Consider the following 26,142-nt stretch of genomic DNA (forward strand, 5'->3'; position numbering starts at 1 on the left):
TGTGCCAGAAAACTTCCTGTGGCGTTTCGCTATTTCAGCTTCTGTACAAGCAGTCCACCAGAGAAGGGATACAATCTACATGTTTCGTGGCCGCTTCAGGTTCTGGGAGGTTATAATTCCTGAATATACATCCGGCTTCTTCGGCTGCTGCGGCATAATATGGCGCAGTACCTTGGGCGGCTGCTGCGGCTGCAGACGCCGCGGCTTCGGTTGATGCTCGGCAGCTCCCTGCCACACCCGTGGCTGCTGTGCCGTGTGCTGCCGCAGTGTACGTTGCCGCTGCAACAGGGCGCGGTCTCCTGAGGTGCGCGTGCGTTCCAGCCGGCTTCGCTTCTTGCGGTAAACACGCTTGCGCTTGACCTGCGGCGGGTGCTTAAGTGTAAGACGGCCCGCTTTCCCGGGTGAATAGATAAGCTTACGCTTGGATACAAATGGAGCAGCGGCGGGACGTACGTCGTTCTTATCGTTCTTTATGAAGGCATAGTCCTTTACTCTGCGATCTGGCGATTCTGTTTCCGGGCCTTGGCCGGCTGCTTGAGCCTTTTCAAGCAGGCGGTGCGTTTCCGCCATAAACCGGGCCAGCTCCGCATCCGCATTGACTGAGAGCCGCTGACAGGTTTGCTTCAACAGCTCAATTTGTCCCACGGTTTTATGGATCGCTTTCACCAGCAGTTCATCCTCTGAATGTCCGAATTCAGCATTCATAATCGTTCACCCCGCTCATGAGCCGCCTGCTGGTGTCCAGTGTCCGGCAGATCATGGCTTGCTTCTGCGCCAAGGCTTCGATGATTCTGGCAACCGCCTGTTGTAAGGATTGAAGATTATGTGTACTAGATTCTCCCGGCAAGCTTCCACTTGCGGCAATAACATATTCAAGTTTGCGGATTTCAGCCGCGATCAGAGCCGAGACCGCGTCCTCTTCCAGAGCTGCAGCCAGAATAACCGCTTTTATCAACCGTTCCTGCTTTAGCATCACTTTTCTCCCTCCCCGCTTACGTTCATCTCTTTACCGTTATATATATGAGCTTTTGGCCTGTCCCTATCACCTCTAGTCCAAGGTTCAGCCGGCTTATATCGGATTTAACGGATTTCAGAGAATAAAGGGAATAGGACAACCTGCCGCCGATGTATATATAGCTATAACCAGATATCAAACGTACGGAAATCTTTATGTTCTGGAGGAGATCTACATGTCAATGCCCAACATTCCCAACATTACTCCCGATATCTCGGTTACGCGGGAGGATAGCATCTCTCTTTTGCTTGCCTCCATTGCAATCAACGAGATGTCCTTATCTCACATAATCAATGCCGAAGCGGAAGCCATGCAGGCCTTCGTGCAATCCGATCCCGGAAATATCAACTTTCGCAACATCATCCAATTGAACAATACCACCTCCAGACTGTTGGAAGAGATCACGCGGGGACAATGGCTGAGTCTAAGCAAAATGGACCGTATACTGCGCCTGTTGAGTGAACCGGGCAGCTGGCTGGACAAAACGATTGCGGAAGACGAAATGATAGAGTCAGAAGAAGAGGAAGAAGAAGAATAGCAATCCGCTGATGTCCTTCCGGTAAATCTTCTTACCAGATTGGTAGAGGGTTATGGTGAGGCCGGGAGAAAAAGATTGCTAGATTCAGGCGGCAGGCTTACTTTCCGCCTGTTCCGGCTGCTGAAATCCCAAGTCTCATCTGCACCCGCTTCAGAAAAAGTACGCATCCTGATCTCAAAATGGACAAGCTCAAACCATGAAGCTCCGCTCACAGAATTCGGGCCGGCATGTATTTATTGCACCTTCAAATGGTTAAGATGATCCGCAATCCGGTTAAGCTCATCGGCAAGCGCGGCAAGGGAAGCGACAAGCAGCTGCTGGCGGTCCGGCTTCTTCGGCTCAGCGCTGATTATCTCCATTGGCGGAGGAGGTTGCAACTCCTTCTTGTCCTCTTTGCCGTACATCGGAAAGCCGTCTTCAATCAGCAGACGAACAATGGTACTGAGATGGTAACGCTCTGCACGCAGTTCACTGATCCGCTTCAGTAGTTTCAAAGTTTCATAGGGGTAAAGCACCTGGTCTCCCTGACGGGTCGCGGCTACAAAATAAGAGAAATACTCTAACCATCTCTTCACTGTGGTCGGAGGTAATTTCGATATCGTGATCAATTCCAGTTGCGTGTAATGGCGAACCATAACATCTCTCCTCTTTCTAGTGGACTTATATATTTTAATGGTATTCGCGTTCCACGAAATAAATGTGTAAAATTACCTATTTGCGTTTTTTTGCATCAAAAAACGGCCAACTGCCTGACAGGGCAGTTGGCCGTAGATCCATCCGGCTATGGGAAATTGCACATTTACGAAGAAGCCTTAATCAGATTTACATAGGAGTCACCGAGAAATTCCTGGAAGTATTTACGGTTAAGCTGCATGCTGGGGTGCGACGGATAATAAGAAAGCGCAACTTCATTGTGGTAATTCGCTTTAACATGCTGGCCTAAGCGGTCATAGCAGACACATAATTGCAGATGGGGAACCCAAGTGGTGGAGGTCATATCCTGCAAGCCCATAGACGCTCTTCTCGGAAGCGAGACTGCCAGCTCAAACCAGTAAATGGCATGTTCATGGCGGCCCTGATCCATCAGTTCAAATCCCAGGCGGCAGCAAAACTCGGAACGGGGAATATCATAGTTCAAGGTCCGGTATAACGCCTGCATCTTTCCTTGCTTGTTCTCCAGGCGTTCGCAGCATTCCGCCATCTTCAGGCACGCCTGGTAATTGTCCTCGATCCAGCCCTGACCGGTCTCCAGAAACTTGCCGTAATAGTTGAGCGCCTCTTCATGAAGTGCGTGATCACGCAGCTCGTTGGCAAAATAGTAGAGGTCGCGCGGTGAGAAGTCTTCCCCCCTGGCCTCGCGTCCGCGGTAAATACGCAGGTTGCGGTCAGTGTATTCTTTATCTTTTTTGTGCGTGATACATATATTGCTCTCCAGCGTGGGCCCCCCCGCCGCCAAATACTCATGCACCGGGCCGATCCACTGGAAATTGCAGTCCCTCCGGACCAGCCGGTTCCGCCGGAGGCTTGAGGTCACCCTCCCCTCACTGTCAACCCCCAGATTGTACGGCATGTTTACGGAATGGTATGCCGTGGACAGAGTCTCCTTAAGTTCCTTGAACAACTTCTGGTCTGCTTCCTCAATGACATCGTCCGCATCGAGCCAAAGTATATATTCCTTAGTCGCCTTGCTGAAAGCCTCATTGCGGGCTGCCCCGAAATCGTCGATCCATTCGAAGTCGTAGATGACAGCACCATATTCTGCGGCAATCTCCTTCGTGCGGTCTGTCGAGCCGGTATCGACAATGACGATTTCATCCGCGATATCCCGCACCGATTCGAGGCATCTGCCTAACCCGTTCTCTTCATTACGCACAATCATACATAGACTGATAGTAATCATTTTGCCCTCCTAATTTCGTCTGTCATATATTCGCGGATTTGTTGCTCACAGATCTTCCGCATATCCTGTTTAGCTTCTAGCGCCTTTTGCCATTCTACGGTCTTCTGCAGCGCCTGCTCCACACTCCAGCATGAATACCAGCCCAGCAGACGATGGGCTTTGGTGCTGTCAAGCTGCAGTTCTCCAGCCTCGTGCAGCGCGGATGAACCGGCAGGGTCCAGGTTGATGCCAGCCCCGTCCCCCCAGAGTGCAGCGAGCTTAGCTGCAACCTTCTCTACACTGTGCACACTCTCTTCCTCCGGGCCGAAATTCCATGCCGAGGCATATTCTGCTCCCTCTGCTACCAGCTTCTCAGCCAGCAGTAAATATCCGCCAAGCGGCTCCAGCACATGCTGCCACGGCCGCGTTGCAGCCGGACTGCGCAGGAGCGGCCGCCGCCCGGCAGCGAATGCCTTCAGGCAATCCGGCACCAGCCGGTCCGGCGAATCGTCTCCGCCTCCGATGACATTGCCGGCACGGGCGGTTGCAATGCCTACACCATGCTCGGCATAACGTTCCGGATGGAAGAAGCTCGTGCGGTAAGCCTGTGTTACGAGCTCGGAGCATGCCTTGCTGGCCGAGTAGGGATCATACCCGCCCAACCGGTCCGTTTCGCGGTATCCCCATATCCATTCGAGATTGTCGTAGCATTTATCCGTAGTGATGTTGACGACAGCTTTGATCCGGCTGCCGGAATCCACGCTGCTGCAGACCGCCTCGAGCAGATTTACCGTCCCCATCACATTGACTTCGAAAGTGTCTGCAGGAATTTGGTAGGAAGTCCGGACCAGGGGCTGGGCAGCCAGATGGAACACAACCTCTGGTTCCGCTTCCCGCAGCGCTGCATCCAGGCGGTGCCGGTTCCGCACATCCCCCCATGTAGTCTTGACCTCCTGTTCACCCCCGGTAAGCGTGAAGAGAGCATGCTCTTCCCGGTCCCAGGCATACCCGCTTACCCTGGCACCCAGCAGGGTAAGCCATAGACTAAGCCAGCTTCCCTTGAATCCGGTATGGCCGGTAATGAACACGGAGCGGTCCTTCCAGAACGCAGAGCGTTTCAGAAACTCTTCATCCATGGAAGGCCTCCCTCACGCCATAGCTGCTCCAGATACCGCTTGTCGCGGAGCGTATCCATAGGCTGCCAGAAGCCGTGGTGCTTATAGGCCATCAGCTGGTTCCTTCTGGCCAGCTCCCGGAGCGGGTCCTGCTCCCAAACCGTACTGTTATCACTGATCAGGGAGAATATCTCCGGCTGTAATACGAAGAATCCACCGTTGATCCAGCCTTCATCACCTTTGGGTTTCTCTACGAAGCCCTCCACCTTGTCATCCCCTGTTATTTCCAGGGCCCCGAAACGTCCCGGGGGCTGAACGGCGGTGATGGTCGCCCATTTGCCGTGCGACTGGTGAAAGGCCAGTAAATTCTGTACATCCACATCCGCAATGCCATCCCCATAGGTCAGCATGAACGGCTCGTTACCGGTATATTTCTGGACTTGCCGGATACGCCCCCCGGTCATCGCCTCCTTGCCTGTCTCCGCAAGTGTCACCTTCCAATTGCGCGTCTGGCGGTTGTGGCGGGTAATCTGGTTGCCGTTTCCGTAATCAAACGAAATATCGGAGTTCTGCAAATAGAAGTCCGCAAAATATTTCTTGATGTCATGCCCTTTGTACCCCAGACAAATAACGAAATCATCAAACCCGTAGCTGGCATAATGCTCCATAATATGCACAAGAATGGGCCGGTCGCCGATCTCGATCATCGGCTTGGGCTTCAGCTCGGTCTCCTCGCTGATCCGGGTTCCATAACCGCCCGCCAGAATAACGACCTTCATTCCTTGCTCTCCTCCTTTCCCTCGAGCAGGCCAAGTATCACCTGCGCGGTGTAACTAAGCATCTCAGTGTTTAAACCGGGAAATACCCCTAACCAGAAGGTATCGTTCATAATCCTGTCCGTGTTGGTCAGGGGAGCGGCGATACGGTGAACCACACCCGCATAAGCCGGCTGCTTCAACAGGTTACCGGCAAACAGCAGACGTGTGCCAATCCGCGCTTCCTCCAGGCTCCGCACCAGCTCATTGCGCGAAATAGGCGCTCCTTCCCTCACAGTGACCGGGAAGCCGAACCAGCTTGGCTCGCTCCCGGCCGTCGCTTCCGGCAGAATTAGCCATTCTTCTGCAGGCTTCAGAGCAGCCTTCAGGAACTCAAAGTTATGCTTGCGGGCTGCGGTGAACCCCTCCAGCTTCTTAAGCTGAGCTACCCCGATGGCCGCCTGCATGTCAGTCGCCTTCAGGTTGTAGCCGATATGACTGTAGGTATATTTATGGTCGTAGCCCGGAGGAAGCCCGCCTTTGGTCCAGTCATAGCGTTTGCCGCAAGTATTGTCGGTTCCTGGCGTGCACCAGCAATCCCTGCCCCAATCGCGCAGCGATTCAACAATTTTTTTGAGCCGGGCGTTCGATGTCAGTACCGCGCCGCCTTCACCCATCGTCAGATGATGCGCAGGGAAAAAACTGACTGTTGCCAAATCGCCGAAGGAGCCGGCGGGCTGCCCCTCATAAAGCGACCCTACAGCGTCGCAGGTATCCTCGATCAGCCACAGGCCGTGGCGGTCAGCAAAGGATTGGATGAAGCCCAGGTCAAACGGATTGCCCAGAGTATGCGCGACAATAATCGCTTTGGTTCTGGGACTCAGCGCGGCATCCAGCTGCGTTACATCGATGTTATAGGTAGGGATGTCTACATCGACAAATACGGGAACCAGACCGTGCTGGATTAACGGATTCACGGTAGTCGGAAACCCCGCGGCGACCGTAATCACTTCATCACCGGGCAGCAGCCGGCGCTTCCCGAGCAGCGGCGAAGTAAGCGCGGCGACCGCCAGCAGATTGGCACTGGAGCCGGAGTTGACGAGCAGCGCATACTTCCTCCCCATAAGCCCGGCGAAGCGTTCCTCAAACTCCGAGGTGTATCGTCCCGCGGTCAAATGAAAATCAAGAGAAGCATCGATCAGGCTGCCCAGCTCCTCCTCATCGAACACCTTGCCGCTGACGGGAACATAATCGCGCCCCGGCACGAACGGTCGTTCCGGCCACCGGCTGCGGTAATAATCGGCGGATAGCTTAATGATTTGTTCACGGAATATGGAAGCCTGGCTGGTCAAACAAATCCCTCCTTCGTGTTCGGCCCTCTCCGTTTTATGGATTTGGTGGACTTGGTAAAGGATATATATGCGGCAGGAAACACGAATAGGAATGGAATTTAGCTAATCAAATATAATTCTGGTGGCATAAATGACATTATATGTTTATTTCGCCTTTAGAGATGGATATGATTGACATAATAATCCATTTCATTTTGACGCGCTCTATCTGTCAGAGGTTTCCTTCGGCCACGGATTATAAAAGATAAAGTCGCGCAGCTAACCCCATCGTGAACGATGGGGTTAGCTGCGCCTTAGATCTCTATAGACTTGATTCATTTCAGGCAGAGTGAAGGCTTCTTAGGAAGCACTGTAGACATGAATGTTGTACGTTTTGCAACTTTGATTCATAGATAGCCAGGTATTCTGGTGGATTGTTGTATGAAATACAAGAATAATCCTGCTAAGTCGCTTGAGAAAGGTGAAATCATGCCTTTTGTACAACAATTTTGAGTTTGGGCCGATAGGATGAAGGAAATGTTGTATTATGTGCAGGATTTCATAAAAATTTCTAATGCTTTGCCCCGGAAAGCGGCAGTTAGCATTTAACCGATGTACTGCAGCCCTTACCAAACGATTCATCAGTTAACGGGGAAAGAGGGTTCGGGAACCCCCTCTGTCCTCCGGGGCGCAGCCCGCTCATAAGCAACAGGATAACTCTGGCTTCCCAGCAGAATCCGCATCCCTTGAAACTCATCATAGATATTCACCTGCACCGTTCCGCCGGTAAGGGCCTTATACGCTTTGTTGTTCAGCGAGAATGACAAGCTGCCTAAGGCTCCGGCTCCGCCCGGTTCCTCGCCCAGAGAGAGAAGCTTCTCCGAGGGCTGTCCGAACGGATCGATCAGCTCGACCACAGCTTATGTTCGTTCTTTGTCACTTCTCAGCACAGATCATGAACATCGGCGTTGACCGGTTCAGGACCTGCTGTTTCTCGTCCAGCACTTTGGCGTTCAGATTCTCTTCAGCATAGATAGCGGAGTACCCTTCCTCCTTGAGAGTCCGTATATCCCATTCGGGACGCCACTCTCTGGTCAGAGGCAAGACAAGGCTCAGACGGTCCGTCTCCTCTATATCCTTATGATGTGGAAGCTCACCGAAACCCTTATCTACATAGGCTTGCTGATCCTCTGCGTGCTTCCGCTTCATCTCTTCGTCCCAAAGATGGCGATTCCAGTTGGCATCAAAGACCTGCAGCCGTCCTCCAGGCTTAAGGACTCTTTTCCACTCTTTGTAGGCTGTCAGCGGATGGGTGAGGCTCCAGGTGACATTGCGGCACACGATCAGATCGAAGCTCTCCGCAGCAAAGTCAAGCTTATGCGAATCCATCTTGCGGAAAGTAACCGTCACCCCCTCCCGGCTGGTGTGGGCCCGCGCTTCTTCCAGCATATTATCAGTGCAATCGACCGCAGTAACGAGATGCCCGGCACTTGAGAGAATCACCGAGAAGAAGCCGGGGCCGCAGCCTATATCAAGCACATGCAATCTTTCCTTCTGTGGTGCATGGGCGAGGATAAGCTTCAGCCAGGCTTCCCGCTGGAATCCGTTAAGCTCCTTTTGAATGCCTTCACTATACAGTTCCGCTTCGCCTTCCCAATACATTTCCACCTCTTGTTGTATACTCATCTATCAATCACTCCTTCTTGGCAAGTATCATGAACCGGTTTGCATTCTGATAGCCGTATTTCAAATAATTCAGCGGCATCGCACGGGCAGGGATAAAGTTCCGCTGAACATCAATGCTGCGGAACCCGGCCTGTCTCAGCGCGGCTTCATCAGCTTTAGGCCGCAGTACATTAACGAATGGCAGGCCGCTTAACAACTCCTTATCTTGACTGCTCCGCTGGCGGATTCTTTGCTCTGTGAGCAGGATCAGTGTCCAGGACAAAGCATACCAAAGTCTGCGGAATACAGTCTTGCTCTCTTTATACAAATAGTTGCCGTCAAAAATAATCAAGGTTCCGCCTGGTTTCAGCACCCGGTACCATTCAGCATAAGCCCGCTGCGGATCAGGCAGCGTCCATACCACGTCTCTGCAGACCACTGCATCGAAGCTATCTTCTAACTCCTTATGCAAGCCGGCGGCATCTCCGACATAAGCCGGAACCTGGTATCCATAAATTTTGAAATTCCGTGCAGCTCTATCAATCATTCCCGGAGAAGCATCCAAGGCTGTAGGCAGATGACCCATCTGTGATAAGAGGATGGAGAAAAATCCGGGGCCTGTTCCTACATCCAGCACCTTTTGCCCGGGCTTTGTCCCCAGCCCTTTCATAAGCAGCCGCTTCCAGAGAGTGATGGTTTTGGGGCTGCGGAATTGTGTCTGTATGACTTTGTCATAACTCTCCGAGCTTGAAGTCCAGTATTTCGAGATCTCTTTCAGCATCATTCTTCACCTATGTCCAGCTGGTTCCAGAAGATTGGCGTAAAGGTGGTGAACCCCGGCCGGAATCCGGTCACTCTATTATTTACTGCCAATATATCATCTGGGAAATATATAGCTGCAAACATAGCCTCCTGATACATTTTGGAGAAAATAGAGTCATATGCGCTCTGACGTTCCTGAAGGCCGGTTGCTCCTACTGCGGTGTCAATTTGTGATTCCAGTGCAGCATCAGACCATACCACAGCAGGGGCTTCAGCTGTTGCATGGAACAGGGACAGCAGGAACGCATGCGGATTATAGGCATCATCATAAGTACGGTACATGATCAGATCATAAGCTTTGCTTGTCCACAACGCATCGTAGTAGGCATTCGGCTCAAGCACCTGAAGATTGACGGCAATGCCAATCTCTCTTAGCTCAGACTGAATCAGCTCACTGATGGATTTCCATTCCGGATATTCACCCTGCTGCAGCACGAAATTGAGCTCAAGCGGTGTTCCGTTCTTCTCGGCAATCCCGTCTCCGTCCGTATCCGTGTAGCCGGCAGCTGCCAGCAGTTGCTCCGCTTCCTGCGGATCGAAGCCGTACCAGGTATTATTGGACTCCGTTACATAAGGGACTGTCAGCGGGAACAAGCCTTGGGCTTCACTGCCGATGCCGTCCATAAGATCTTCAACTATGCTTTTTTTATTGATTGCCAGATTGATAGCTTTGCGCACATTCAGATCCTGAAGAGCGGGCGTATTGTAGTTAAAGATCATGAAATGAGAGTTAGTTCCTGGTGCTTTTTGCAGACTTAATGAGGAAGCTGCTTCGATTACCGGCACGCTTTCGACCGGGATTTTACCCAGTTGGCCTCCGGCAATGTCAACATCCCCGCTTTGCAGCGCCAGTACTCTGGACTGCGGGTCAGGGACGACCTTCAGAATAATTTTGGACAGCTTCGGCATTTCTCCCCAATAATTCGGATTCCGGACAAGTACAGCTTCCTGATCTGTTGTGTAGCTCTCTGCCATCCAGGCGCCAGTTCCGATCGCTTGGACAAATGTACCCTTAATATCCCCGGCAGGCTCCACAGCAGAAGGGCTGATCATCCGTACCGGTCTGGCAAAGGATAACTCCGTTAAGAACGGATAATAGGCTTTGTTGAATGTCATTGTAATCGTATGTTCGTCCACAACATCAAGGGACTTCATTGCCGTAGCCACATTTAATGAATTGGCCGGATCCCTGATCCAGCGTTCGAAGGAGAATTTAACGGCAGCGGCATTAAACGCCGTACCGTCAGAGAATTTGACGTTCCGGCGGAGATGGAACGTATATACTTTGCCGTCATCAGAAATATCCCAAGCGTAAATGGTAAAATTTAACTAGTTATGTTAGACTTATTTTGTGAATTATTATCGTATTTAGGGGGAAAAAGAATGCAAAAGCCGGTTTATAAAAAATGGTGGTTCTGGGTACTTTTAATTCTCCTTATTGGAGGTATTGGTAGCCTGGGTAATGATAAAGAACTTAATGATCAGACCATAGCTATTGCCACTGTAAATCCTGTAGAAGAAGTGGTTGCAGTCGCTACTGTAGAACCAACTACCACTCCTATTTCAGAGCCAACGGTTGAGCCCACAGTCCAATCAACCTCAGAACCGACACAAACAGTAGCTAGTGATCAATTACCATTATCCAAAGATGAAGTACTTACCTACACAGCGAATCTTACGGGAAAAACTTTTATCAAAGAAGTCAAAGTCGGAACGGATAGTATAAGTGTGATTTTCTTTAAAGACTTCAATGAATATAAAGACGCCAATCCGAATTCTGGTATTACCAAAGAGGATTATGTAGATTATTTTGCTACTGGAGATCAGATCAATAAGTTGCTCATGCAGGAAACTACTCGATTATTCAAACAGTTTCCAAGTACTGCTACAGTTGATATGACTATTCCTTATGATGGAGAGACATATTCCGTTGATCTGACTAAGGGTGAGATAGAAAGCTTCTACAACGTTGACTTTAGTTCAATTACTTCAAATGATATATGGAGAGAAAAGATTAGTGATCGCCACTTCAACAAATCGGACCGACAAGACTTCATCAATAAATTTGTTACTATAGATTAATTAGGACCACCAGTCCAACGTGTGGTTTACTCTTGGGGTACAACCTCTGTTGGCCTTGGGGCAACCCCTCGGTTCCCTCCACCCGCATAGCGGGTTTTATAGTTTCGGGCGTTTCACACACTCAACTGGCCAAAGCCATAATAAAACACGCTATCACTGAGGAGTATCTTCTATATGGTATTCATTTCGACTACTGCACACATTTCATTTCGTTACCTAATTTCAGTCCATTTGGGCCCTAGTTTCTTTATCAACTAAATCATATGAAATAAACACAACTCTTCCACTTTACGGTAACGAAGAAACGGTTCGTTTTATATGCCTGGATCTGCTTTGGGACTAAGGCTTGTACCAGGAATTGCGCTTTGTGCTCGTAGTGCATGAGGGCCGCTACCATTTTTGTACAGTACGGATTTGAATCTGGATGTGCCTGTGCATTGAGAAGGGGCGCCTACAACTTGTCGCCTTGCAGATTGCAGGCCGAACCTCGGGGCCGTTTTCCTGCTATTTGCAACGCCTCCCATGCCGTGGCCTCAGAGGCCAGCATTGCCGCTTATTTACGCAAGTTTATTTTTCACCTGTTTACTCAAAATCCATTATTCATAACGGAAATAATTATATACAAGCAGGAAAACACTGATGTGGAGCGCGAATCGCTGGTTTCTTAGAGTTATAGAACTTTTGACTGACCAGATATAAGATTAACTTAATTTTTCAAGAGAAACGTATTGGAGAAATACGGAAAAAGTATGGGATGTAGGATTGACGTAGCGATTTTCGGGCAGACGTTTTTCTAAGAGGGGAAATCTTTTGGAAGTTAGAAAATCTCCTTCTAGGCTACTCTCGGATTAATATTTTGAAAAACAGTGAATTCCCTCTAAAGTACCAATACCGGTGAAGCCGCCGACATGCTGTTCCTAGACTTTGCGTAGAGCTGAGCATTAAGTTACTTGCAGTTTAATTAAATATTCATATTAGAAACTTCATTTTCCTGTTTGAAAGTTCTATGCCTAAATAAACAAGGAGAGGTGCCTCAGTCAGCCGTTAAATGGCTGAAGGACACCTCTGGGGAATTAATCCGTTTTAGTTTTTAAATATTCATCTAAATACTCTTGATGGAATGCATTTTTAGGTAATAACCCAAGAACTTCATACTTCCAGATAGTAAGTTGTTTAGAAGGATTGTTAATAACTTCATCATAACTATAATCAATATTAAATTTACCTGATTGATCCAAATACATCGTCAGATTTGTCCAAGGTTGATCAAGAGTACTTCTGAACTCCTTATTTAATTCAACGAAATAATCTCTTAACTCCCCGTGCAACCTTTCATATATCCGTTCATCTACTCCATAAATTTCTGGGATGTTATGACTGTATATCAATTCATTTTTTGTAGCAGATTTGAAGTAAAAATAAATGATACTCGAACCAGGTAATACTTCTGCATAGAGATAAATTTTATCCCACTCATCAGGAATTATTCCCACTAATTTATTTCCTATATTTTGATACATTTTCTCTGAATTCACCATATATGTGTTAACCTCCAACCTTATTGTATATCGTTAGTAAAATAGGTTCATCATCGCCAATTCGATATTTTACAATAAACGAAGATGGTCTTTGTGACACTCCAGAATATACTGGCTCTATCTTGACATTCACACTGTAGTGATCATTAAGTGCTTTTCTCCATACTTCCTCCATTTCATACCATTTCCCACCAGACCCATTGATTTGAGCGTTCATTGCAACCAAATTATCTAATTCACCAGATCCATTAAATGAAGATGCTATTAAATGTCCACCAGCATCAGGATCATTTAAGTCTCTAATTCGATCCTGTCTGCCTGCTATACCTTGAGCGTATTCGTTTCTATTTGCTGTTTTTAATACAAGGTCACCTTCAACCTTATTAATCCGACCCATGTGATCAGTAGTATAAGTATACTGATTTTTTCTATAATAAGCATTCTCTTTTAGCACTTTAATTCTACCACTTTTCTTGAAATGCTCACCAACCATCGCATCTTCAAATGCTGTATTGATTTCGGGAGTTGTTTCAGCCCATTTGGTCTCTAAGAAGTTTTTATATTTAGCCTCTGCAACTTCATTAGTTCCTTCAATCAATTGAGCTTGATTAAAATTCATTCGCCCTATGTCTGCGTACTCGAGTTCTATTCTTCCATTATACCCCGAATAAACATTGGTGATTAGTGAATTCAAGTCACTAGACGTATTTTTTATAGCCGACTTTAGATTACTTATCGAGCTTCCTGCTTTTTGTAGAATCGTAGTCACTTTCGTTGAGTTATAAACTCTTAATATAGCGCTGCCTCCATAGTTGGCGAATTTACCAATAACTGGACCGGCCGCTGTAAAACCAGCCGCAAGAGCAGCATCTTTTGTATTTCCTGATACGAAACTAATGATTATACTTCCACTTCCTGCAACAACACCAACGACTGGGAAAACAGAAATTAAATCAAGGCTTTTCTGAAGATCTCTTAATGCATCTGAATTTGTATACGCAAGATATTCAGTTTCCCACAAAGGGCCCATTGAATTTATAAAAGTATTAATATCAACCCAACTACCACTTCTATTTCCACCAAAAACGTTAAATTGAGACATACCATCTACTTTATAAATGATTCCTGTCGATTCCGCTCCCCATTGTCTTACATAAACCCCATTAGTCATCTTTTTTTCAAAGTATTTCGCTAAAGCTGCTTTTATGCTTTGAGGAGTTGCAAAGTATCCCCCTTTATACAGAGCCATTTCCATTGGTACTGTAATGTCTTGGTAAGTCCGCCCCTTATATTGGTCATTTATCCAGGCCCTTATAGTAAGTTGGTTATGTCCGACATACTGAACTTGTCCCCAACCGTTTTTAAATCTATTTATTGAAAGATAAGTTTTAATGTGCGCCAATCCTGCAGGAGCTGGCTGAGTTGATGTAATTCGTCCTGTCGTATCTGTTTTCATATGTTTCTCAGACATTTCAATATTATCATAAGGATTAATTGTAGCACCCATAGGACTTATGGCACTTAAGGAATTAAAAGTTGTAACCTGAGATGGCGATGTAAACACTGGCTCATTATCTATTCTTTTTAATTCACCATTCTCTAAGGCGAGTAAAACTTCTAGCTTCAAATCCTGCATCCAACTGTCAGGTAGTTTTTGACCATTAAATTTAGTGGTATACAAGAGACCTATTGATCTTCCTGCAAAGTTATTATATAAATCCATTAGCTTCTGATCTGCTGGATTATTGGGTTCTCCCTCTTCATGCGCAGTTCCCCATCTCCCAGCCCAATTATAGCCAACATCTGGATCAGCGACCATCAGTGCTCCCCAATAAGCGTGTCTAAATGCATCGCCATTCCCATTACTTAATTCACTTGTGTCAAACAGGTTCTCTGCACTAATTAATGCTAAATAGCCATTAGCCATAGACCAAAGTGCTTTAAGTGAGTTTTCTTTCTCTAATGCCAATTCCTGAGAATTTGAAGGACCAGGTTCGTAACCGCTGTCGGCTGTAGTACCTGTTGCACTAAATGAGCTGATTTGTAATGCAGGTTCCTCAGTAATCTTTAAATTATTGTTAATTCTTGCTCTTAACGATTTAAAAAATTCATTTATTTCATTCTCATTAGTAGGATGAGTATACAGATAATCATATACCTCCTCGATCATACCATCATAATCATGATTGGATATGCTTCTCAAACCATAAACATTCTCTGACACAGATGAGGAACTTGAAAAATCGTAAACATTTTCGGATACACTTGATAATTGGAATGTTTTCATTGAAGTAACTGGTTTAGGAGTAAGCAAAACCTTATCAGATGTTTCTGTTACATTCACTCGTTGTGATAAGTAGTTTGTAGAGTACCAGTTATCCATACCTTCTCTTAGGTAATCAATACCCTCGACTATACCATTAACGTCTCCAGATAAACCGGAAATATTAACATATGTTTTACCATTACGATATGTTCTTGCGTTATAAACACCCTCATTAGTAGAGAGTCCATCTACTTTAACTTCTAGATTCTTATTAATATATCCATCAGTTGTTACTTGCAAAATCGAACTGCTGTGCGACTTATTCCCGAGAGCATCAACTGCACTCACTGAATATGAATACGTTGAAGCACTATTTAAATTGTTGATGGTATACGAAGTTCCAGTTGATATATATTCTTTGTTAGTACTCTGATCACGTATGATATATTTGCTGATTCCCGAGCTATCAGTTGATGGCGACCACGTTAATGTAACACCGCTTAATTTAACATCCTTATAAGAAAAATTCATTGGTGTAGTTGGAGGAGTTATATCGCTAAAATCAATAACACTGATATTACTAGCCGAAGATATATTATTATTTGTGTCTACAGCTTTTACAGTAAATCGATAAATAGAAGGGGTACTTATGTTAGAGACTAAGTAATTCGTATTTTGAGTTGTACCAATTAAAGTATCACCATTGTAAATGTTATATTGTTTCACACCGAAATTGGCTATCGATGAAGTCCAAGATAAGTACACGTTGGCATAATCGAAACTTTCCGACTTTAGATCACTTGGAGCACTTGGGGGTTCTATATTATTAATTTGGAGTATTAGACCCCCAACATTCCCTTCTATATCTTTACCCCATACGGTATATGTCCCGTTAGTCGATATCGTAAACTTGTTACCGATTATCTCTGTGCCTCCTGCTAGGAAATAACTCCCTTCTTGTTCTCCTGAAGCCCATTTTAATTGTGTTCCACCCCAATTACCCGTTACAAAGACTGTTATAGTAACAGGCTGATCCGTAGGATCTAATGTCGATGCTGCAAAGGTTATATTTATCCCGGACGGATCAGTTCCAAAAACCTTTTGTGGAAATAACTTGTAAAGAGACCCGTCTCCAACTTGCCCATAATAGTTAGCACCCCACGCCTGAATATTACCATCTTGATTAATGGCAAGTGAGTGATCATCCCCTGCAGCAGCCATTGTTACATTCCGCAATCCGCTCACTTGCACAGGCGTCGAACTGTTGGCAGTCATACTATTCCCCAGTTGTCCAAAGGAATTATTTCCCCACGAACAAATGGTTCCATCTTGCTTTACTGCTAAGGAATGGCTACCTCCTGACACAATTGAGACTACATTTGATAAGCCGATAACTTTTACAGGTGTTAAGCTTCTTATATTCGTTCCATTTCCCAATTGTCCATTTGTATTATCTCCCCAGGCCCATACAGTTCCATCTTGTTTGAGTGCCAGGGAAAAGTTAAGTCCTGCTGCAATTGATTTCACATTAGATAAACCATTTACTTTGATAGGGTACGATTTGTTAGTTATCGTATCGTTGCCTAATTGCCCAGCGGCGTTATTTCCCCAGGCCCATACGGTTCCATCTTGTTTGAGTACTAACGAATGATATTGCCCTGCTGCAGCAGATATGACAGTTGAAAGTCCATTTATTTGAGCGGGTATTGAACTGTAGACATTCGTACCATTGCCTAATTGTCCATCATAATTCCCCCCCCACGACCAAACTGTTCCATCTTCTTTGACTGCTAGGGAATGGCTCTCTCCTGCAGCAATCGCTTTTATATTTGATAGACCACTCACCTGTTTAGGGATTGAAGCACTACTCCCCCCCCAGTTCCAAACAGTGCCATCTTGTTTGACCGCTATAGAGTAGTACCTTCCTGCTGCAATTAATTTCACATTTGTTATTCCACTAACTTGTATGGGCGTATAATGATCGTTGTAACTACCATCACCTAATTGGGCATATTCATTATTCCCCCACGACCAAACTGTTCCATCTTGCTTGACTGCTAATGAATGAGAAGCGCCTGCAGTAGTAGATATGATATTTGACATTCCGTTCAGTTGCACAGGAGTTTTTCTTATCCCTGTTGATCCATTTCCTGTTTGTCCCAAATGGTTATATCCCCAGGCCCATACGGTTCCGTCATATCTGATGGCTGTTGAATATCCATCCCCCGCGAAAATTTCGGTTACTTTGTTCAGCCCGCTTACTAATATAGGCGTTGAACTACTGGTAGTTGTGCCAATACCAAATTCTCCAAAAGAGTTGGATCCCCAGGCCCAGACTGTACCATCTTGTTTGAGAGCCAAGGAATGAGTTGTCCCCGCAGCAATGGCAATTACGTTCGTTAAACCACTCACTTGTACAGGCGTTGAGCTAGAATCAGTTGTCCCATTGCCTAATTGTCCATTGACGTTATACCCCCATCCCCAAACAGTTCCATCTTGTTTGAGCGCTAAAGAATGATGACCTTTTGTGCTAACTGCCTTTACATTCGATAAACCACTTACTGGTAGTGGAGTAAGAACCTTAGTACTTAAAACGCTATATCCCCATCCCCAAACACTTCCATCTTGCTTAATAGCATAAGATTGGTCGTTTCCTGCCTCAACAGCAATTACATTTGATAGTCCACTCACTTGAACAGGAGCCGAGTTAAATGAAGTTGTACCATCTCCCATTTGTCCATTTGAATTATCTCCCCACACCCAAACAGTGCCATCTTGCTTGACGCCTATCGAATGGTTTCTTCCTGCCGCGACAGCTTTCATATTCGCCAAATTGTTGACTTGTATCGGCTTAGAACTGTTGGTAGTAGTGCCATTGCCCAATTGACTGTAATCGTTAGCTCCCCATGCCCAGACGCTGCCATCTTGTTTGACAGCTAACGAATGGCTGCCTCCTGCTGCAACAGAAATAACATCTAATAAGCCACGCACATTTATAAGTTCTTGATCATCTTTATTAGTGGTAGTAGTTCCATCACCCAATTGTCCATAATTGTTATTCCCCCATGCCCAAACTGTCCCATCAACTTTTCTTATCCACAATGTGTGCTGTGTTCCAGCAGCTGCGGAGGGCAACGAAGTTGTCGGATCTATGATGATTGGGTATTGCAAATCGCGATCATCTAGCGTCAGTACTAACGTCGTTTGACCCTTTTGCTGAGTCAAATTAATTTGCAGTTTATCATACCGTTTTTCGTTGTCAGCAGCATCTTTAACCCACATGCGAGGAATTTGAAAAGATATTTCTCCATTTTCATTAAAAAAATCAATAGATCCATCCTGGTTTAAATGATAAGATACATTCTTCGTACCAATATTAAATGTGAATGATTTAGGTGCTCTTTTGTTCGCCAAATGTAATTCCATTTTTAATTGATCATTTTCGACCATATACTGCATATCCGTGCTTTGCCATGCATTCTGATATGTAATGATGCTTCCATTTACTACCCCTGCAACGCTATTCATGCCTTTAGCTTCATATGTTATTGCTTGGTCGGAAATTGAAAACGATATAGCTTCTTTATCCTTTTTATTGTTCAATCTCACCTTATAATTGTTTGTCAACATGCTATGTGAGTAATTCGAATCCGTGTTATCCGACTTGATTGTTGTATCTATCTCTTTCCAATCTTCTCCATCAAGATAATTTAATGAATGTTCTTCCATTTGAACAGATGTGGTTCCGTCACTATTTAAGTAGGTTTTGCTATTTCTGGTACGCTTATCTTCAAGTTCCTTTACAGCATAAATAGAATGAGAATCTCTAATTACTGCGGATTCATCTGCTGCTGCCGCAACGAAGCTTGAAGTTTGTGTCATTATCACGGATTGACATAAAACGGTAATAATAATGACGAGTAATAAGAATGATTTCCTGTGCTTTTTCTTCAACAAAAACGCGTCCTCTCATGTTAAAAATCAATTTTTAAAAACGTGAATTTCATACCACCAAAGTAAATTGTATATCTAAATTGTTTGAACTATGTATAATTAAGCTGTCGCGTTTTGTCGAAAATAGATAGATTTGTGTAAATCTCCCTGCTACATAACAAATCGTGTTGAAATACATTAGTTCGACAGGCATAGACATATGTCGAGAAGATCCATGTAGTGGATGATGCGAAGATTGGCAGCAGTATCAGCTCCATCACTTTAGTCGAAAGCACAGTGTGTCTATTGAGCCGTCAAAAAGAGAAACGTAATCAGAGACTAGAAAATCATGAAATCCAAACGGATTAAGCAGCATTAATTATCTAGACTTGTATCAGTACTGAATTAGTTCGGCGTCTCTTACTGCAGAATTATTATTGGATACTCAAGCAGATTAGAGAGGGACGTCTATCGTTCCCAAACATCTGATTCCATGATCTCCGGGTTACTCACGCAACCCTGCTCCTAAAGCCCGGAGTTCATACCAAGATTGTTCAGGAGAGACTTGGGCACTCCTCTATCAATGTTACCTTGGTTACTTACTCTCATGTATTTCCAAAACTGCAAGAAGCGGCCCTTCGGGACATTGGTATTTTCATCTTAGGATTTCGTCACAAAGCGCAGGAAGAACCTGAAACAATCACTTTACTTGAGTAAAGGTTAGAAGAATATCAGAAGCTCTGATTTTCCAAAAAAAAGAAGCGCTGCCCCCGAAATCTCGGAAAGCAGCACCACTATTGGAATCTCACCTATGCTGGTGAAGAGAATTGAACCCCCGGCCTACGCATTACGAGTGCGACCCAGCATAGATTTATAAGGTTTTTCTGGGGTCTGTTGGGCAATAAATCGCGTGTTTAAGCGTATAGTTACTTCTAAAGATTTGTTGATGTTTGGTTGTTGTTAGAAGATTGGTTAGAAGTTTTGTTAGAACGAAATGCTACCTTAGCACCGCCCTCCCGCTGGAGTAATACTAAGTAATTGGCCAGCATATCACTTCTTCCTAAATCTCCTTGTACATGGGTATCCCTGTGTTTACACGTTCATTAAAGACATAGATATGTTGGTCAACTTAGAAAGTTAATTGGATAACCTTAGTCTTCATTACTATATTGAATTCCATGCACATCTTCATTATAAAGTTGCTCTGCCCCTTTCTCAGTAAACAAATCTGTATGGCTTACAACGTGAGTGGCAGGGCTACTCATTAAGAAACTATCTACATTAACTTGAATTGGCTTTTTTGGATCAAATGCCAAGGATTTTTCATACTCCCCGTCACTAATAAATCCTAAATCCGTTCTCCTAATCACTTCGTCTAATAAATCATTTCCTATTTCATACTCAGAAGTTACCTGTAAGGATACTCTTTCTTTGGTTTGATACAATTTTACCGAAGTTACACTTTCATTTATAAAGTCTTCGTATTTTTCTTTTAATGCACCTAGTATATCGATGGATTCATAAATATCTTCGTTATTAGATCTATCTTTTTTTGATAACAATTGTACTAATTCAATGGTTTTATTCAACGGATAATTGAAAAATTCTCTCCTTGAATTAACTCTAAAATCATCCAACTCTGTATGTATTTCTTTTTCCAATTCTTTACTATTTTCTATATAAACTTCATAAGCAACTTTAAACGGCGTAGGTACTGAAGTATGCTTCGATAATTTCCTTGCTCTTTCGAGGGGACTTATAGACGTAATTCCTATTTTCACTAACCCTTTCATGCTCTCATTTGTAAGCACATATACATATCCATTACTCATTATTAATATCTCCTCAATTTTACTTTTTACGACTTGTCATTCTAAACAAAACCTCACCGACCATTTAAAGTTGGTAGGGGGTTACTATTACAATTGAGCTGAAGGATCGGTGCTTTTAACTTTCCAGATGCACTAAAAGTTAAGACTCATCCTGGCATTGTTACTAAGGTGAGTTCCTCTTTACTGATTAGTCTTGAACCACTAATGATCATAACTCTCTGTTGTTGTTGCGGCAAACATTTCACTCTGCTCTTCTGATATAATTAATCGTTTAACATTTACATAAAGATCTTTCAAGTGATGCTCAGTTAAGTCCAGTATTGGTTCAAACATAAATGAGTTCAAGTGAATATTTTCAGGTGTCATTAGATTAACTTTTTCAAGAATTTTTATAGACTCTGCCTCATTTGAAAAATCATTCTTGAATCGACCAAATAATTTCCCTGTCTGATTGCTTTTAATTTTTGAAACAAAAGATGGGTCGTGAATTTTTGAAATCATATAGATTTCTGCATTAATTCTTGTTGCTATCGACAACACAATCTTATTTTCCAAATTCAACCCTGTCTCAGTTGACTCACCACAAAGTTGCTCAGCTACCTCAAAAATCACATCTAATACATACTTATCCGGATCATTTAATACCAACTGATCCATATCTTTAAAGATTTCTTTATAGGAGCTTTCAATGTCTTTTATTAAAAGAGTTCCCGAGTTATCCTTCTTATGTAGAATTGAAGTGAGTTTATTAAAATTAACTTTATCCCCTACGTATTCAGCTATATTCCTAGCAAATGAAATAGAAGCAATTAATTTAACTTTGTCATTCAAGTCTTTTTTCCAGTTCCCGAAAGGATTACTTATATATTTATAGCCAGGATTTATTAAGTTTATAGAATCAACGTTCCTCACTGCCATATATGATTGAGTAAATTTATCCGTGTTTATTCTGTCTTGTACTGTTCGGTAGAAATCGAAATTATGTGTTAATATCACTAAACTGAAATTTTCCGAATCAGAGATTTCTTTTAGATACTCAATAATAGCGTACTTATTTTTATAATCGAAGGAATCGGCAATATCATCAATAACTAGTAATGTCTGTAGACCTTGCTTTCTCCTGCACTCAATTTCAAAAATAATGTTTAACAAATAAAGAGCTCTTGTTTCACCTTGACTCAATATCGATAGCAATATTTCCTCACTTACAGTTTCGGAATTTTCATCTCGATCTTTAAAAACGTACTCAACACTAGGCGCTTCGTCTCGTAATACGCTATCTGATTTATTACTCATTCTAAGGGTATATGGCACATAAAATCTTCTATTAAAAATATCAATTACATTTTCCCAATCCGTTTTTTCTTCATTCGCCTGCTTAATTATCTTTTTTAACTCAACTTGTCCGTCCTTGTATTCCTTAATTAAATTGAAATATAAAATGGAATGTTGCTGAAGATAAGAAAGCCAAACTTTCTTCTTTAGATTTTGAATATTCTCTAGTTCAATCAATAAATCTTGGTTCTCGAATAAATAATCTCTAAACTCTCTTAATTGAGCATTTGAAATTTTTTTATCAATAGTTTGAAATATTTTTTGAAGGTGGATATCCGATAAAATTTTATTTTTCTCTTCATCTATTAGCTTTGACAGCTCGGATGCTGAAGTTATCTCTGTTTTAACACCTTTCATATTCATGTTAATTGTATGCTCAGCCTTGAAAAACCCATTATCCAATAAATTTTTCTGAACAGTAGTGGCATGGTAATGGTTAAACTCTTTCCGTAAAAAATTCGAGTTTTTTATTAGATCATTGTACTTCTCTATGTATTGCTTGATTTGATACTTAAAATCTCCAGTAGATAGAAACTCAATAACCTTCTCATCAAATACCACCTTATAAGAAATACTTGAAAACGGATAAATCTAACTATCAGCTGAAACTGAATCCTCAAGTTGATACAATATTTCTAAAATTTTTGATTTCCCCGCACTAAAAGCACTAGTAATTTCATCTTCAACTTTATTTAGTTTAGTGTTTTTCTTCAACTCTTTCATGAGTAAGTCTTTAGCGCTATCTATCTTTTCATGAATTTCAGAGTATCTTTTTTTTAATTCCTCCTTTACCAGCAAAGTAGAAACACGATTTGATTTATATTTTTTCTCATACGGCCTAATTACGAAAATCGACTCTCTATCAATTTCATTACCTGATGCATCTATTATCTTTCGCAATGATATACGGTCCTTAAAAACTAAATCGCTTGAGTCTTTGTCCTTACTGTAGTCATCAAATACATTAGCAAAAGAGGACTTCATAACCCCATTCGGCGCATAAATTACATAAGCAGAATTGGTTTCAGTAAAGTCAAATTCATGTTCTAATTTACTTATACCATAACAATTCTCTATAGTAACTTTGATATTCTTCATACATACAGCCACCTTTACCTTTGATATTATCTGACCACAATTATTCAAGACTTAAACAAACAGACGAATAATAGTACGCTTCTTGTAATATTTTTCCCAGTAATTACAATTTAAATCACTAAAACAAAAAATCGCCCTGCCAGCCTAAGCTAACAGGGCGATTTTGCCGATTCTTTCGGACTACACGCCGGTGCTTCCGATCAGTGTTATTTCACATTAACATGATTGTAACAATCTGTAAATCGACAATTCAAAGTCATAAACCGACAACGATCCCTAGCAACCCCAAAGTAAGGAAAGGTGCCAGAGGCACTGAATGCGTAACCCCCAATGACAGCAGCTTTCTTCCCCCTTGGTACACAAAAACAAAAATGCACATTAACAACAGAGCTACCACCACTCGCTCCAGGCCGATGACTAATCCAACCAGTACAACCAGTTTCACATCCCCGGCTCCCAAGGATCGGGGGCTGATCATAAAGATTAGGAAAAACACTGCACCTGTGATCAGCCCCCATAAATATTCCGGACTAGACACGATCCTAAACACAAGCAAAACTAAAATTGCTGGATACGTCAGCTTATTGGAAATCCGACGCTCCTTAATATCGGTGTAACTGAACCAGCAGCAAAGCATGATTAGACTCATTATTAGCAACATGTTTACTATGGCCATAACTTTATACTCCTAGATCCGGGAATAGCAGCTGTAAGCCACAGATAAGTATAGCTTCCACCAGCGAACATAAATTAGGTATCATAATTTCCTCCTTCAGTGAGCCCTCACGGGACTCACAAGCAAAACCCCACCGCGAACGATGGGGTAAGCTACATTAAATTCAGTTTGTCCGTCTTACATTCTGTACATCATCATACATGCTGCCGTAGATTTCTACTTGTTTCGTAATACAAGTCACCAAGCCATTCATTCCTGCAGGATCGGTTGAAATCTTGATCCTGTAATAGCCGTCTGGAGCATTCATAGATGTCATGTACTTCCGGCTCTGATAGACTTTGCCGGAGTCGGAGGTAATCTTGGTCAATGGTAACTCCCAGGTGGCATTATTGCGGTCCCCGCTGGTCTTCTCCAGTTTGACTTGGCGTTCGTACTTCCAGTTTGAATCATAGAAGGTAGCATACACTGCATCGGGACCATAATAGGTTCCCCCTAACGGATATGCCGTTCCTTCCAGACCAGCAGGGATTTTGGTCTCCCAATTCGTGGTGTAGGTTGTATTTACTTTCAGCTCAATACCGTAACCGGCTCTTGTAATTGCATTGGCATCCTTTCCGCTTTTCTTGGCGTAGGGAATAATCTCCCAGGAACCACGGCTGTCCCTATCCGTCTCTTTGGGGTGATTGAGATCTGTCGCTATGCCTTGCTTGGTGCTTACTTCGGCAGAGATTTTCAGATTCTCCTGGTACGTTACAGGAGTGCTGCTCCAGTTAGGGTCACCGTAGTCTGTGTAATAGTCAGTGAAATAGTGAGTCTTACCATCTGCCGTTGTATAGCTAGAAGTGTAATACTTTGTTGGATATCCAGTGATCACTGGATAGGACACTGACCATTCACCAGCAGCCTCAGGCTGATTACACTCGCTCCCACTTCCTGAAGCTCCTGAGACAACACTGCAGCCTGTCGTGACTATATTATTGCTCCGATTCTGATCCGTCTTCTCTTTCTCGGGATCTACGGAGAGCGTAAGGTTGTGGACCCCTGTCGAGTTGCCTGTCCAATTAAAAGGCCCTACGGTTAGCGTCTGACCTGCAGCAAAAGATTTTCGCGTCTCATAGATTTTGCTGGCGTTATCATACAAGCGAATGAGCACATCATTCTGCCCAGCTGCGCTGTCATTCTTGACCTTTCCGGTGATGCTGGACTGACCGCCCTTGGTAATGGAATCCGGCGAAGCAGTGATCGATACCGCAATCAGATCAGCCTTCGGAGCCACACGTTCAATCATCCATTCCCCATGTAGCATATTGTTGTTGTAAGCCGCCGCTGGTGACTCCAGCGCCCGATCCTGATGGACAGGATTGTTAATTGTAGCGTCTACTTTGATATAGTACTTCCCCGGATCATCACCAATCTCGACTTTGCCAAGCATGTAATTGAATTCTTGGCCATTCGTTATCGTCGCTGGAAGTGAGCTGTACATCGAGGCCAGCGAAAACTCTGCGGTAAGCACACCGCCAATCTTGACTGCAGCATTCATTGGCATTCCTCGTGTATTCACATAATCGGAAGCCATGATATCATCACCGTCATACCGGAACTTCACCCAGAGCTGTCCGCCGTCCGTGAGCGTCAGCTTCGTAGGCACGAAGTCTAGTGCTTGCTCATCTGGGAGCGTAATACTCTTAATCGCTGTCCGGCCATAACCATCATCCACGATGATATCTACATCTTTACCAAGGACTTTGGAGATATCCTTTGCATTCACGCTTACATTGCCGTCATAGCTCGGTTCAGTGGTGTGGATTAGTTTACCGTCTGTCAGACTAACCACTTTGGATAAGTCCGGAAATGCCCCCTTAGGTGCTGCAATGACCCGAATGTCCCGTTCGGAATAACCATAGGAGGAAAATGCAACATTCAATGCGTTTCCCTGGGATACTGTTAATTTAGGCCAAGGAGAAACATCATAGAGCGCTCGGTAGGAGTCAGAACTGATCTTTTGGGTGCTGTTGAACTTTATCCCCATGCGCGGGACAATGCCGGATGTGCGGAGGAACGGAAAGGCATTCCTGAGAATATAGTAGTATTCGTGTCCTGATTTAAAAATGGGATCTTTAGCAGTTTGAACAAACCGATCACTGAAATATTTCCGCTGTTTAGTTTCAATCGGTTGACCCGACCAAATAGAGTCAAACAAATCACCAAGAGCTGCTTCACTTTTAAAAACCAATCCAAAGCCATTCTCCTTACTAAAATTCT

The 26,142-nt window shown here is 44.0% G+C and carries 21 protein-coding genes and 1 pseudogene; 3 read left to right on the top strand and 19 right to left on the bottom strand.

Annotated features, from left to right (window positions below; genetic code table 11):
* Positions 1-75: 75 nt before the first annotated feature.
* Positions 76-705: a hypothetical protein gene (locus GC101_RS22155; protein WP_171719034.1), complete on the bottom strand. Its 630-nt coding sequence runs from the start codon at positions 703-705 to the stop codon at positions 76-78.
* Positions 695-973, bottom strand: coding sequence for an alpha-helical endospore appendage domain-containing protein (locus GC101_RS22160; RefSeq protein WP_484549363.1), 279 nt, complete (start codon positions 971-973; stop codon positions 695-697). The genes GC101_RS22155 and GC101_RS22160 overlap by 11 nt, the downstream gene beginning before the upstream one ends.
* Positions 974-1,190: 217 nt before the next feature.
* Here GC101_RS22160 and GC101_RS22165 point away from each other — a divergent pair, with 217 nt between their 5' ends.
* Positions 1,191-1,553, top strand: coding sequence for an alpha-helical endospore appendage domain-containing protein (locus tag GC101_RS22165; RefSeq protein WP_171719036.1), 363 nt, complete (start codon positions 1,191-1,193; stop codon positions 1,551-1,553).
* A 233-nt stretch (positions 1,554-1,786) separates the two neighbouring features.
* On the opposite strand, the gene GC101_RS22170 is transcribed toward GC101_RS22165, so the two are convergent.
* The 9 genes from GC101_RS22170 to GC101_RS22210 all read right to left on the bottom strand — a co-directional run bounded on the left by GC101_RS22170 (position 1,787) and on the right by GC101_RS22210 (position 10,437).
* On the bottom strand, positions 1,787-2,188 hold the full coding sequence (locus GC101_RS22170) for a MerR family transcriptional regulator (RefSeq protein WP_171719037.1): 402 nt from the start codon (positions 2,186-2,188) through the stop codon (positions 1,787-1,789).
* Between the two features lie 164 nt (positions 2,189-2,352).
* Positions 2,353-3,453, bottom strand: coding sequence for a glycosyltransferase family 2 protein (locus GC101_RS22175; protein WP_171719038.1), 1,101 nt, complete (start codon positions 3,451-3,453; stop codon positions 2,353-2,355).
* A complete protein-coding gene (rfbG, locus tag GC101_RS22180; RefSeq protein ID WP_171719039.1) occupies positions 3,450-4,568 on the bottom strand; it encodes a CDP-glucose 4,6-dehydratase in 1,119 nt (372 codons plus the stop codon). The genes GC101_RS22175 and rfbG overlap by 4 nt, the downstream gene beginning before the upstream one ends.
* Positions 4,550-5,326 (bottom strand): glucose-1-phosphate cytidylyltransferase, encoded by a 777-nt coding sequence (gene rfbF / locus GC101_RS22185; protein WP_171719040.1) that lies wholly within the window; start codon positions 5,324-5,326, stop codon positions 4,550-4,552. The genes rfbG and rfbF overlap by 19 nt, the downstream gene beginning before the upstream one ends.
* The gene (rfbH, locus tag GC101_RS22190) at positions 5,323-6,654 is read right to left on the bottom strand and encodes a lipopolysaccharide biosynthesis protein RfbH (protein WP_171719041.1); all 1,332 of its coding nucleotides are present in this window, start codon (positions 6,652-6,654) and stop codon (positions 5,323-5,325) included. The genes rfbF and rfbH overlap by 4 nt, the downstream gene beginning before the upstream one ends.
* Before the next feature lie 620 nt (positions 6,655-7,274).
* Positions 7,275-7,550 carry a hypothetical protein gene (locus GC101_RS22195; RefSeq protein ID WP_171719042.1) on the bottom strand — a complete coding sequence of 92 codons (276 nt, stop codon included), beginning with the start codon at positions 7,548-7,550 and terminating at the stop codon, positions 7,275-7,277.
* 19 nt (positions 7,551-7,569) lie between these two features.
* Positions 7,570-8,319, bottom strand: a complete 750-nt coding sequence (locus tag GC101_RS22200; protein ID WP_171719043.1) for a class I SAM-dependent methyltransferase — start codon at positions 8,317-8,319, stop codon at positions 7,570-7,572.
* Positions 8,320-8,326: 7 nt separating this feature from the next.
* Positions 8,327-9,082 carry a class I SAM-dependent methyltransferase gene (locus GC101_RS22205; protein ID WP_246354461.1) on the bottom strand — a complete coding sequence of 252 codons (756 nt, stop codon included), beginning with the start codon at positions 9,080-9,082 and terminating at the stop codon, positions 8,327-8,329.
* Positions 9,079-10,437: an ABC transporter substrate-binding protein gene (locus GC101_RS22210; protein ID WP_171719074.1), complete on the bottom strand. Its 1,359-nt coding sequence runs from the start codon at positions 10,435-10,437 to the stop codon at positions 9,079-9,081. Before GC101_RS22210 ends, GC101_RS22205 begins: the two co-directional genes overlap by 4 nt.
* A 66-nt stretch (positions 10,438-10,503) precedes the next feature.
* On the opposite strand from GC101_RS22210, the gene GC101_RS22215 reads away from it, so the two are divergent.
* Positions 10,504-11,202, top strand: a complete 699-nt coding sequence (locus GC101_RS22215) for a hypothetical protein (protein ID WP_171719044.1) — start codon at positions 10,504-10,506, stop codon at positions 11,200-11,202.
* Positions 11,203-12,275: 1,073 nt separating this feature from the next.
* Here GC101_RS22215 and GC101_RS22220 read toward each other — a convergent pair.
* Entirely contained in the window at positions 12,276-12,740 is a 465-nt protein-coding gene (locus GC101_RS22220; RefSeq protein WP_216626714.1) for an immunity protein YezG family protein, read from the bottom strand.
* Positions 12,741-12,747: 7 nt separating this feature from the next.
* Positions 12,748-18,963 carry an RCC1 domain-containing protein gene (locus GC101_RS22225; protein WP_171719045.1) on the bottom strand — a complete coding sequence of 2,072 codons (6,216 nt, stop codon included), beginning with the start codon at positions 18,961-18,963 and terminating at the stop codon, positions 12,748-12,750.
* A 465-nt stretch (positions 18,964-19,428) separates the two neighbouring features.
* On the opposite strand from GC101_RS22225, the pseudogene GC101_RS22230 reads away from it, so the two are divergent.
* Positions 19,429-19,656: pseudogene (locus GC101_RS22230) on the top strand (tyrosine-type recombinase/integrase); the annotation flags it as partial.
* 434 nt (positions 19,657-20,090) lie between these two features.
* Here the strand turns inward: GC101_RS22230 and GC101_RS22235 are convergent.
* From GC101_RS22235 to GC101_RS22260, 6 genes are all read right to left on the bottom strand, one after another.
* Positions 20,091-20,771, bottom strand: a complete 681-nt coding sequence (locus tag GC101_RS22235) for a GIY-YIG nuclease family protein (protein ID WP_171719046.1) — start codon at positions 20,769-20,771, stop codon at positions 20,091-20,093.
* Between the two features lie 201 nt (positions 20,772-20,972).
* On the bottom strand, positions 20,973-22,667 hold the full coding sequence (locus GC101_RS22240) for an ATP-binding protein (protein WP_171719047.1): 1,695 nt from the start codon (positions 22,665-22,667) through the stop codon (positions 20,973-20,975).
* A gap of 30 nt (positions 22,668-22,697) precedes the next feature.
* Positions 22,698-23,204 carry a hypothetical protein gene (locus GC101_RS22245; RefSeq protein WP_171719048.1) on the bottom strand — a complete coding sequence of 169 codons (507 nt, stop codon included), beginning with the start codon at positions 23,202-23,204 and terminating at the stop codon, positions 22,698-22,700.
* A 256-nt stretch (positions 23,205-23,460) separates the two neighbouring features.
* Positions 23,461-23,880, bottom strand: a complete 420-nt coding sequence (locus GC101_RS22250; RefSeq protein WP_171719049.1) for a prepilin peptidase — start codon at positions 23,878-23,880, stop codon at positions 23,461-23,463.
* 163 nt (positions 23,881-24,043) lie between these two features.
* Positions 24,044-25,804 (bottom strand): CARDB domain-containing protein, encoded by a 1,761-nt coding sequence (locus GC101_RS22255; RefSeq protein WP_171719050.1) that lies wholly within the window; start codon positions 25,802-25,804, stop codon positions 24,044-24,046.
* Between the two features lie 95 nt (positions 25,805-25,899).
* Entirely contained in the window at positions 25,900-26,124 is a 225-nt protein-coding gene (locus GC101_RS22260) for a hypothetical protein (RefSeq protein ID WP_171719051.1), read from the bottom strand.
* Positions 26,125-26,142: the final 18 nt, after the last annotated feature.

Origin of the sequence: Paenibacillus phytohabitans, assembly GCF_013141775.1 — a bacterium.
GTDB classification, from domain to species: domain Bacteria; phylum Bacillota; class Bacilli; order Paenibacillales; family Paenibacillaceae; genus Paenibacillus_AQ; species Paenibacillus_AQ phytohabitans.

Bases quoted from the DNA above. Each gene is read 5' to 3' on its own strand.
- GC101_RS22235 (WP_171719046.1), bottom strand. From the start codon at position 20,771: ATGAGTAATGGATATGTATATGTGCTTACAAATGAGAGCATGAAAGGG.
- rfbG (WP_171719039.1), bottom strand. From the start codon at position 4,568: ATGGATGAAGAGTTTCTGAAACGCTCTGCGTTCTGGAAGGACCGCTCC.
- GC101_RS22250 (WP_171719049.1), bottom strand. From the start codon at position 23,880: ATGGCCATAGTAAACATGTTGCTAATAATGAGTCTAATCATGCTTTGC.
- GC101_RS22160 (WP_484549363.1), bottom strand. From the start codon at position 973: ATGCTAAAGCAGGAACGGTTGATAAAAGCGGTTATTCTGGCTGCAGCT.
- GC101_RS22260 (WP_171719051.1), bottom strand. From the start codon at position 26,124: ATGGCTTTGGATTGGTTTTTAAAAGTGAAGCAGCTCTTGGTGATTTGT.
- GC101_RS22220 (WP_216626714.1), bottom strand. From the start codon at position 12,740: ATGGTGAATTCAGAGAAAATGTATCAAAATATAGGAAATAAATTAGTG.
- GC101_RS22215 (WP_171719044.1), top strand. From the start codon at position 10,504: ATGCAAAAGCCGGTTTATAAAAAATGGTGGTTCTGGGTACTTTTAATT.
- GC101_RS22245 (WP_171719048.1), bottom strand. From the start codon at position 23,204: ATGAAGAATATCAAAGTTACTATAGAGAATTGTTATGGTATAAGTAAA.
- GC101_RS22175 (WP_171719038.1), bottom strand. From the start codon at position 3,453: ATGATTACTATCAGTCTATGTATGATTGTGCGTAATGAAGAGAACGGG.
- GC101_RS22165 (WP_171719036.1), top strand. From the start codon at position 1,191: ATGTCAATGCCCAACATTCCCAACATTACTCCCGATATCTCGGTTACG.
- rfbF (WP_171719040.1), bottom strand. From the start codon at position 5,326: ATGAAGGTCGTTATTCTGGCGGGCGGTTATGGAACCCGGATCAGCGAG.
- GC101_RS22200 (WP_171719043.1), bottom strand. From the start codon at position 8,319: ATGAGTATACAACAAGAGGTGGAAATGTATTGGGAAGGCGAAGCGGAA.
- GC101_RS22205 (WP_246354461.1), bottom strand. From the start codon at position 9,082: ATGATGCTGAAAGAGATCTCGAAATACTGGACTTCAAGCTCGGAGAGT.
- GC101_RS22155 (WP_171719034.1), bottom strand. From the start codon at position 705: ATGAATGCTGAATTCGGACATTCAGAGGATGAACTGCTGGTGAAAGCG.
- GC101_RS22170 (WP_171719037.1), bottom strand. From the start codon at position 2,188: ATGGTTCGCCATTACACGCAACTGGAATTGATCACGATATCGAAATTA.